The organism is Staphylococcus sp. HMSC065D05 (assembly GCF_001813195.1).
Lineage (GTDB): Bacteria > Bacillota > Bacilli > Staphylococcales > Staphylococcaceae > Staphylococcus > Staphylococcus epidermidis.
Genome location: NZ_KV811765.1, coordinates 1 through 472 on the forward strand (window position 1 = coordinate 1; position 472 = coordinate 472).

Here is a 472-nt window from a genome sequence, read left to right on the forward strand (position 1 = left end):
ATTAGTGAATATAATTATATGAAGCAGCTTGGCTCGCAGAGATTGTACGTGAAGTGACAACACCTGCACCGTGACCGTAGTTCATTTCTGAAACTCTGATTGAACCATTGCTGTTTACACCTTCAACGTATGCTACGTGTCCGTATGCACCTTGTGACGTTTGTAAGATTGCACCTTTAGCTGGTGAATTGTTTACTGTGTAACCAGAACGTGCTGCAGCGTTTGCCCAGTTGTTTGCGTTACCCCATGTTGAACCGATTTTGCCACCTACTCTGTCAAATACATAATATGTACATTGACCTGAAGTGTATAAGTTACCAGATGCTGAGCGAGCGTTTGATAAAGATACACCGTTTGATGATGGTGCAGAAGTTGTTGTAACGCGAACATTACTACTTGATGTTGAATAGCTTGCGCCTAAACCACCAGTCGGTTGAGTTGTTCTTTGTGATTGCGTGTTATTTGATTGATA

Annotated in this window: 1 protein-coding gene; it reads right to left on the reverse strand. The window is 41.9% G+C overall.

Annotated features, from left to right (window positions below; translation table 11 throughout):
• Position 1 precedes the first annotated feature (1 nt).
• Positions 2-472, reverse strand: a 471-nt coding sequence (locus HMPREF2897_RS08925) for a CHAP domain-containing protein (RefSeq protein ID WP_141751296.1), incomplete at its 5' end; no start/stop codon positions are given.